Consider the following 8660-nt stretch of genomic DNA (forward strand, 5'->3'; position numbering starts at 1 on the left):
CTCCTGCCTCCTGACTCCTGACTCCTGACTCCTGACTCCTGCCTCCTGCCTCCTGCCTCCTTAAAGGGTATAGGTGGAGAGATCGGAAACGGTTTCGGAATCTAACACCGTTTCCTTATCCAAAAAGCCCGCTAACTGGATAATCCGGGCGATGCAACCCGTCCAACCGGTCTGGTGATTCGCTCCGATGCCCGCGCCGTTATCGCCGTGGAAATACTCGAAAAAGAGAATCAAGTCTTTCCAGTGGGGATCGGTTTGGAATTTCCCCGCGTTCCGGTAAACCGGGCGACAGCCGTTCTCGTCTTTGAGGAAAATTTTCGTCAAACGTTCCTGGATCTCGGCGACGATTTCCAATAGCGTCATCTCTTGTCCGGAACCGGTGGGACACTCGATTTTAAAGGAATCCCCGTAGTAGCCGTAGAGGAGTACGAGCGATCGAAGTAATAGGAAATTGACCGGCATCCAGATGGGGCCGCGCCAGTTGGAGTTACCGCCGAACATTCCCGTATTCGAGTCGCCGGGGACGTACTGCACCTTGAACTCCTGTCCGCCGTGGTAGAAACAGTAGGGATGTTCCAGGTGATCGCGCGACAGGGAACGGATGCCGTAGTCGCTGAAGAAGCGTTCTTCATCGAGCATTCGGGTGAGAATCCGGCGTAATTTCTGTTCGTTGACGATCGATAGCATCAGGCGATTTTTATGACCGCGCTGGCTCGGGAGATGGGTATTCGCCGTCAGTTCGGGATAACGGGAGAGGAATAAGCGGGCGCGTTCGGTGAAACGGGGTAATTTCTCCAGCGCGCTTTCGGGGAAGACCGAAACCGCCATCAGGGGCAGTAAACCGACCATCGATCGCACTTTCAAACGGACACAAGTACCGTCGGGCAAACGTAACAGATCGTAGAAAAATCCTTCTTCCTCGTCCCAGAGTTCATCCTGATTATCGCCGATCCGATCCATCGCCCCCGCGATCCACAGGGTATGCTCGAAGAACTTGATCACCATATCCTCGTACAGCGGATCGTGAATGGCTAACTCGATCGCGATCTGGAGCATCCGTTGGCTGAAAAAGACCATCCACGCCGTTCCGTCCGCCTGTTCCAGATGTCCCCCGGTGGGTAGCGGGGAACTTCGATCGAACACGCCGATATTGTCCAGTCCGAGGAAACCGCCCTCGAACAGATTATTCCCCCCCTGATCCTTGCGATTCACCCACCAGGTAAAGTTAATCAGCAGTTTCGAGAACGCGTACTTGAGGAATTCGAGATCGCCCTTGCCCCCGTTGCGTTCCCGGTCGAGCGCGTAGATCTCCCACGTCGCCCACGCGTGTACGGGAGGGTTCACATCGCCGAAATTCCACTCGTAAGCGGGAATCTGCCCGTTCGGATGCAAATAATCCTCCCGTAACATCAGATCTAACTGCGCTTTGGCGAAATCGGGGTCTACCAGACTCAAGGGGATCATGTGAAACGCCAGATCCCAGGCCGCGTACCAGGGGTATTCCCATTTATCGGGCATGGAGATCACGTCATCGTTAAACATATGGAACCAGTCGCTGTTACGAACCCGTTTTTTCTGTTCCTGGGATGACCAGGGGGTAAGCCCGTGATCTTTGAGCCATCGTTCGAGATCGTAATAGAAATACTGTTTCGACCAGAGCATCCCGGCCAGCGCCTGCCGGAAAATATTCGTTCTGTCCGGATCGGCTTTCGTTTTGTCCGGCGTGATCGAATCGTAGAACTCGTCCGCTTCCCGTTGGCGCGCGCCAAAGACGGAATCGGATGTATTTCCGAAGATCTCGCCTATATCGTTCGGTTTCGTGGTGCTTAGACGTAAGGTAACGGTTTCCGTCGCTCCCGCGGCTACCGATAGATGGTAATGGGGCGATACCTTCGTACCGATATTCTCCGGGTTCACCGCGGACGAATCCCCCGCGACCACGTAGTTATGAATACTGTCTTTAACGTGGGGGGTCGCGTTAGGAGTGCCGAAAATGCGCTCGTTATTGGTTTCGTTCTCGGTGAAGAGGAGGGGAACCACTCGATCGCAGTATAGATAATATTCCCCTAACGAGTCCTTGAGTAGAGCGTCGGTATGGTACGCGTGAACGACACTCACCCCGGAACCGGAGACTTTTTGTAGGACGGGTTTCGATCCCCCTCCCTCCCACGTCCAGGTATTGCGGAACCAGAGAGTCGGTAGGAGGTCTAATTCGGCGGTTTCCGGCCCGCGGTTGACGACGCTAATTTTGATAAAAATATCGTCCGGGTTCTCCTTGGCGTACTCGACAAAAATATCGAAATAACGGTCTTCGTCGAAAATCCCCGTATCCAGTAGTTCGTACTCCAGTTCGTCGCGGCTACGGGATCGGTTCGTGTTAATCAGATCCTCGTAGGGATACGCGGCGTGGGGATATTTGTAGAGATATTTCATGTAGGAATGCGTGGGGGTGCTGTCGAGGTAAAAATAGTATTCCTTGACATCTTCCCCGTGATTTCCCTCGCTATTGGTCAGACCGAAGAGACGTTCCTTGAGAATGGGATCTCGGCCGTTCCAGAGGGCGAGCGCGAAACAGAGAATATTGTGATCGTCGGTGATGCCCCCGAGTCCATCCTCTCCCCAACGGTAGGCGCGCGATCGGGCCTGATCGTGGGAAAAATACGCCCAGGCGTTCCCGTCTTCCGAATAATCCTCCCGCACCGTTCCCCACTGCCGCTCGCTCAGGTAGGGTCCCCATTTTTTCCAGCGGGCTTTTTTGGTTCGATCTTCCTGTAGTCGTCGGTTTTCCTCGATCGAGTTGGCAACGTTCATCGTGTATCCTCCCCCGGATAGAAATTTCGATCTTATTGTCTATCCTTCTTTCCCCCCTGTCCGATTTCTACCCGATTTTTTCAGAATCGCGCGGGGATCGATCGAAAAAAAGCCGGGTTCCCTGTAGAACCTAGCCTTTCGAGAATTAATTACCGAATGTGAACGATCTTCGGGGACACCGATCGAAGGAGAGATAAGAATCAAAGATTGAACTAGGGAAAACCGCCTATTTTCTCTTGAATACACAGAATCACGGCAATTGCTTTTTCCAGTCCCGTAGAATTTCAGGCTTAATATATTTTCCTCGTTCTTCGATTAAATCCTCGGCCATTTTAATCACTTCCGCGGTTGTTTTATGTTTCCCGATCGCCATCTCCGACAATAAGCGCAGGGTTCGAGTGTACGCGATATTATAAGCGATACAAGTTTCAACAACTAACCCGTCATCACTAGCACAGATAAGTAGTTGATGACGGGCGATGGCGATGGTCGAGCAGTCGGGAATACTGAGAAGGGGGAATTGACTACCGAATTCTAGAAAACTGACAAACATTTCCTCGGTATTCAAGGTAAGGGGGGTCAGATACTCTTGAGCGGATTGGCGGGTTCGATCGGTTAATCGATCGGAATCGAGAACCTCTTGAGCGATATACAAGGGACTATAATACCTATGTAACCATTCCCACTCGTTTAACCAGCAAAAGTCGATCAGCGCTGTCGCGTCTAAAATCATTCCGTTACGCAATGGCATAGACCTCGGCTTCTTGACGACATACTCGCAGATCTTCAACCGTCATCTCTAAAAGTTCCGCCGCTTTCATCTCCGAAATTTTGCCCAAGGTAAGGGCTTGCCAAATTAATCGTTTATATCGTTCGTTCTCGGGAAAATCCGAGGGATCGAGAGTAGGCGGTAATTCCATCGAGTTAGAGAGAGAAGAACCGTGTCGCTTTTTGTAAATAGAACAAATTTTGGCTTTTTCTTTGGCGTAATCAATTACGTTCATCTGAGCCAATCGAGTCAAAATTACCTGATAACTCACCCGAAAATGTTGTTTAAGTTTAACAATATTCGGCATTATAGCATACATTTGATCGAATTCGGCTTGAGGGACTAATAAATGACCCGCGAAGTAATTCGCTACATCCTCTCGTGCTTTTTCTTCTTCTTCCGTTCCTTCCACGATCAAATGATCTTGATACTCGCCTCGATGAAAAATCAGATGTCCGATCTCATGTGCTAAGGTAAATAATTGGCGTTCGATCGTGATCTCGTGGTTATTGATCAAAACGAAAGCCCCTTGGTCTACACTACAAGCACTAAGACCGAAAAAGCCTTTAATTGGAATCGGTTGACGTAAAACTTTTAAGCCAATCTCCTCTACCGATTCAAATAAATTAAGGATAGGTGCTTCCCCCAACCCTAGACGGTGACGGAACCCTGCGGCGATCTCGATGATCCGTTTTTCATTATTCTCCACTTGGTGACAAGGGGTACTTTCCGGGGCGTAGGGTGGTTGCCCGACTGCCCGCTCAAGATTGTTGTAAGTTTCTAGGAGTCGCACAACTTGCGTTGCGAACTGGGGCTTTTGACTAAAAGAAGCGTGGGCGCGGAAACGAAAATTCGTGAGTCCTTGGCTTGGGGGGCGTAGTAAATCATCCAGCGTAACCTCCAATACACGAGCTAGGGCGGATAGGGTTTTACTATCGGGTAGCGTTTTCGCGTTCTCGTAATTGTTGATGGTCGCTCGCGTTACCCCGACCAGTTCGGCTAGTCGCTCTTGAGAGAGACGTAGCCCTTTACGGTAGCGGATCAGGTTGTTAGCGATGATATCTTTCATAGCCTTACTTCTCGCCCGTCTGGCGGCGACCCGTTGTTTGGATGTATTGATCGCCCGTTTGGCGGCGACCCGTTGTTCGGACTGGTTAGCGATGACCCTGCCTTAGCGGCTGATTTTTCGCAAGGGTAAAAGGCGCACCGCCTTTTTGTCAAAGTTGTCATTCCCGATAACTCTGAATTATACTGAAGATGTAAAAGATATTCTACATCCATAGATGTATACTTATGTATAGAAATAAACCTATGATTGCAATCGGCGGATATTCGTTCGAGGGCCCTTACCCAGACACGACGAGACTACTAGACCGCTCCGGGGTCTACGTCATTCTCGATCGCCAGAGAGATGATCGACACTTCGTTGTTGACGTGGGGGAGTCTGAGAACGTCAGAAATCGGGTTGAATATCACGATCGGCAGAATTGCTGGAACCGAAACCGCCGGGGAAGTCTAGAGGTTGCGGTTCTCTATACTCCGGGATCTGGAAGAAAGGAGATCGAGCAAGAGATTCGCGCTCAATATCAACCCGTATGCGGAATTCGATAAGCGACCGAGGGGGTTGAAGAATGCGGTTTTGACACTTTTATCCATAAGGAGGTGATAAACAGATGGCGAAAAACACCGGTGAGGGCTACCGCAAAGGTGCTGTGGATAACCGCAGTCAGGTTTATAATCCCAAAACCGATCAATGGGTGAAGCGTAATGCTGAAACCAAACGGTTTATGGATGTTAAGCAGAATGGAGATCCCTTTAAAGGTGTTCGTAAAGAACGCTAGATCGTACAAGGGTCTTATGAAGAGCGAGGTTATAACCTCGCTTTTTTCTTTAAATTATTTAAATATGGCACTAAAATCTCTATTTAAGCCGATTATGGCAAAAAAACCAAGACCAAGCCCAGTTATTCTGGATCGGGATCGAATTCAGATCAAAACGCTTCTTTAACACCGAAGGTTAGCGACGGGGGTGGATTCCCGACGAGAGAACTTTTATAGTCCCGCCCGATCGATCGCCCCGCCCCAGTTTCTACCCGATCTCTTCCGGATCGCGCGCGGGGCGATCGAAAAAAACTAGATCCCTTACAGAACCTAGCCTTTCAAGAATTAATCATCGATTCTAAACGATTTTCAGATCGGGATAATTGGCGATAATGTCGTCTTTGGTGAGAATGTCGCCGTCCGCTTGGGGAGTCCAGATGACCTCGATCGCCAGCAGTCGATCGATCCCCACGCTACCTATCATTTGAACCGCCCGTTTCAAATCGTCGGAATTATTGATCTTCGGCAGTTGTAATTTACCCACCGTTCCCACCAAAACGGTCACGAGGATATATTCCCCGTCATCCATGCCCGTTTCGGCCAACTCTCCCCCCGCGGACGGTAGCGCGTCTGGAGACTGGCGGATCTGGCTGTTGTAATTACTCAGGGTTTCCCCGGTTAATTTGCCCCGTTCGTCGAGCGACCATTGATTGAAGGTCGTCTCGGCGCCGCTTAACGAGGTTTGTTTCTCGTCCGCCGCCCCGTAGACCCAGTATTCCGGGTGACGCAGGAGGGCGAGGGTAGATTCTTGAAGTACCTCGACCCGTCCCTCCGGGGTTCCGGTATCGGCCGTCAGGGCCAGTTCGTTTAAATCTTTCTGGAGGTAACGGGCGCTCGATAGCAAACCGACCTGTACTTTCGCGACCGATACGGTTCCGTAGTTCCCCTCGATCGCCATACCGTTCTCATCTACCGCCCCGAAACTCCGGAAACTCCGCACCAGGAATCCGGCGATAGCGAGAAAGATCAGGATCGAGAAGAGGCCGCCCCCACCCCCGAAGAAAAACGGGATCACGAAGGGGAAACCGATACCGCCCCCGTACCCGTAACCGGGAGAGCTATAACCGCCCCCTCGCGACGGGGATACGCTACGACTGGGCGCGCGGAAACTACCGCCGCCAATGCGTCCGCCCCTAGCGGCGAGGGCATCGTGAGCTTGGCCGAAAACGAGGGTCCCGACCAATCCGAGAGCGAGTAGTGCTTTGGCTAACATTTTAAGTTTCGATCGTAATTTTTCAAGCATGAGAGTATTGAAAGATGGTCTACCCCTTTATTTCTTAGGATACGACTTTTCCCTATGATGGGAGGGGCGCGACGCGTTACGGATTTCCCTCTATGTCTTGGAATTTCACCCCCCCGACCGATTCCGAACTCGGCGATCGAGAGGTTCCCCGCGACGGGAATCACTTACAGGGCAAGCGGATCGCCCTCCTGATCACCGGGGGCATCGCCGCGATGAAAGCCCCCCTCATCGCCCGCGCCTTGCGACGACAGGGCGCGGAAGTGGTCGCCTTTACCTCCGAGGACGCGTTACGTTACGTGACGATCGACGCGCTGGAATGGAGTACGATTAACCCCGTGATCACCCGATTAACCGCGGCCGCGGAGCATTTGAGCGATCGATCGCCCTTCGATGTCTATCTCGTCGCCCCCGCGACCTATAACACCATCAACAAGTTCCGTCACGGTATCGCGGACGGGGTGATCTCGTCCGCGCTCGCGTCGGCTTTGGGACGGATGGAACGGGGGAAAACGAAGATCCTGATCGTCCCCACCATGCACGGCAGTTTACACAATTCTATTCTAACCGAATCGCTGAAAACGCTCGATCGAATGGGCGTTTCGATCATGTCCCCCCGCGATGACTACGGGAAACACAATCTACCGGGGGAAAAAGAGCTCGCGATCGAGATCTGCCGTCTAGTGAGCGAATCCCCGTTGAAAGATCGATCGATCCTCGTCACCGGCGGGCCGACTCCGGTAGAAATCGATAGTATCCGTCGGCTCACCAATCGCTTTACCGGGCGTTTAGGAGCCTCGATCACCGAAGAACTCTATCTATCCGGCGCGGACGCGTTCCTACTCCACGGTAGAGGGAGTTACGAACCGCCGAGTTACCTTCCCCACCGGATCGTCGAGACTTACGACGAGTATCTAGCCGGAGTGATGGAAGAGTTGGATAAAAAATCTTACCTCGGGGGGATTTTTTCGGCGGCCGTTGCCGATTACCGTCCCGATCGAGTCCTGAGCGGCAAAACTCCCAGCGGTGGCGCGCTGAACCGTATCGATCTCGTCCCGACGGGCAAGGTGATCGAGAAAGTGCGGGAACGTTTCCCGGCTCTCTACATGATGACCTTCAAGTATCAGGAGGGAGTGAGTCACGGGGAATTGATGGCGATCGCCCGCGACCGGCTCGCGAGGGGTTATCAAGCCGTCATCGCCAATCGGGGCGAGGAAACGGGCGAAAACGGTGAACAGGTAGCGTATTTAGTTACCGAATCCGGAGAATCGCCGAAGATGGTCGGGAAGAAAGCGATCGCCCGCTCGATCGTCGAACATTTAGAACGCGTCCCCGGACAATGAATCGCGCTAAGAATGTTACAATCGAGAAAATTTAATATTTTTTAATATTAATTCAAGAAATTTTAGGGTAAGGCACTCATGGGCAACATCGCGTTCGTGAACGAGAACAAAACGGTGGTCGCGGCTGACGGGGCGAATCTACGGGAGAAAGCGATCCAAAACGGAGTGGATATCTACACCCTCGGCGGAAAATTGATGAACTGCGGCGGTTACGGGCAATGTGGAACCTGTATCGTGGAAATTGTCGAGGGGATGGAAAATCTCTCGCCGAAAACCGACTTTGAACAGCGGAAATTGAAGAAAAAGCCCGAAAGCTACCGTCTCGCCTGTCAAACGATGGTCAACGGCCCGGTCAGCGTGAAGACGAAACCCAAGTGATGGGGAAGATAGGGAGATAGGGAAGATAGGGAAGATAGGGAAGATAGGGAAGATAGGGAAGATAGGGAAGATGGGGAAGATGGGGAAGATGGGGGAGATAGGGAAGATGGGGAAGATGGGGAAGATGGGGGAGATGGGGAAGATGGGGGTCATAATAAATTATGACTACCCTCCTGACTCCTGACTCCTGCCTCCTGCCTCCTGCCTCCTGACTCCTGACTCCTGACTCCTGACTCCTG

At 51.9% G+C, this 8660-nt stretch carries 7 protein-coding genes and 1 pseudogene; 3 read left to right on the forward strand and 5 right to left on the reverse strand.

Translation table 11 applies throughout. The features are described from left to right. Nucleotides 1–60: 60 nt before the first annotated feature. The 3 genes from V0288_RS24530 to V0288_RS24540 all read right to left on the reverse strand — a co-directional run bounded on the left by V0288_RS24530 (nucleotide 61) and on the right by V0288_RS24540 (nucleotide 4649). On the reverse strand, nucleotides 61–2811 hold the full coding sequence (locus V0288_RS24530; RefSeq protein WP_332867827.1) for an MGH1-like glycoside hydrolase domain-containing protein: 2751 nt from the start codon (nucleotides 2809–2811) through the stop codon (nucleotides 61–63). Nucleotides 2812–3061: 250 nt separating this feature from the next. Beyond that, nucleotides 3062–3562: a PIN domain-containing protein gene (locus V0288_RS24535; RefSeq protein WP_332867828.1), complete on the reverse strand. Its 501-nt coding sequence runs from the start codon at nucleotides 3560–3562 to the stop codon at nucleotides 3062–3064. Further along, entirely contained in the window at nucleotides 3549–4649 is a 1101-nt protein-coding gene (locus V0288_RS24540; RefSeq protein WP_332867829.1) for an XRE family transcriptional regulator, read from the reverse strand. Before V0288_RS24540 ends, V0288_RS24535 begins: the two co-directional genes overlap by 14 nt. Before the next feature lie 604 nt (nucleotides 4650–5253). On the opposite strand from V0288_RS24540, the gene V0288_RS24545 reads away from it, so the two are divergent. Further along, nucleotides 5254–5421, forward strand: a complete 168-nt coding sequence (locus tag V0288_RS24545) for a hypothetical protein (RefSeq protein WP_332867830.1) — start codon at nucleotides 5254–5256, stop codon at nucleotides 5419–5421. Nucleotides 5422–5758: 337 nt separating this feature from the next. Here the strand turns inward: V0288_RS24545 and V0288_RS24550 are convergent, their stop codons facing one another. Then, entirely contained in the window at nucleotides 5759–6703 is a 945-nt protein-coding gene (locus tag V0288_RS24550) for a DUF1517 domain-containing protein (RefSeq protein WP_422662070.1), read from the reverse strand. Nucleotides 6704–6795: 92 nt separating this feature from the next. Here V0288_RS24550 and V0288_RS24555 point away from each other — a divergent pair. Next, a pseudogene (locus V0288_RS24555) lies at nucleotides 6796–8078 on the forward strand (phosphopantothenoylcysteine decarboxylase domain-containing protein). 43 nt (nucleotides 8079–8121) lie between these two features. Beyond that, entirely contained in the window at nucleotides 8122–8421 is a 300-nt protein-coding gene (locus V0288_RS24560; RefSeq protein WP_332867833.1) for a 2Fe-2S iron-sulfur cluster-binding protein, read from the forward strand. Here V0288_RS24560 and V0288_RS24565 read toward each other — a convergent pair. Continuing rightward, nucleotides 8396–8660 (reverse strand): hypothetical protein (locus V0288_RS24565; protein WP_332867834.1); only part of this gene is annotated, 265 nt, incomplete at its 5' end. The two genes, V0288_RS24560 and V0288_RS24565, sit on opposite strands and share 26 nt — an antisense overlap.

This window comes from Pannus brasiliensis CCIBt3594, assembly GCF_036688125.1.
Taxonomy (GTDB): domain Bacteria; phylum Cyanobacteriota; class Cyanobacteriia; order Cyanobacteriales; family Microcystaceae; genus Pannus; species Pannus brasiliensis.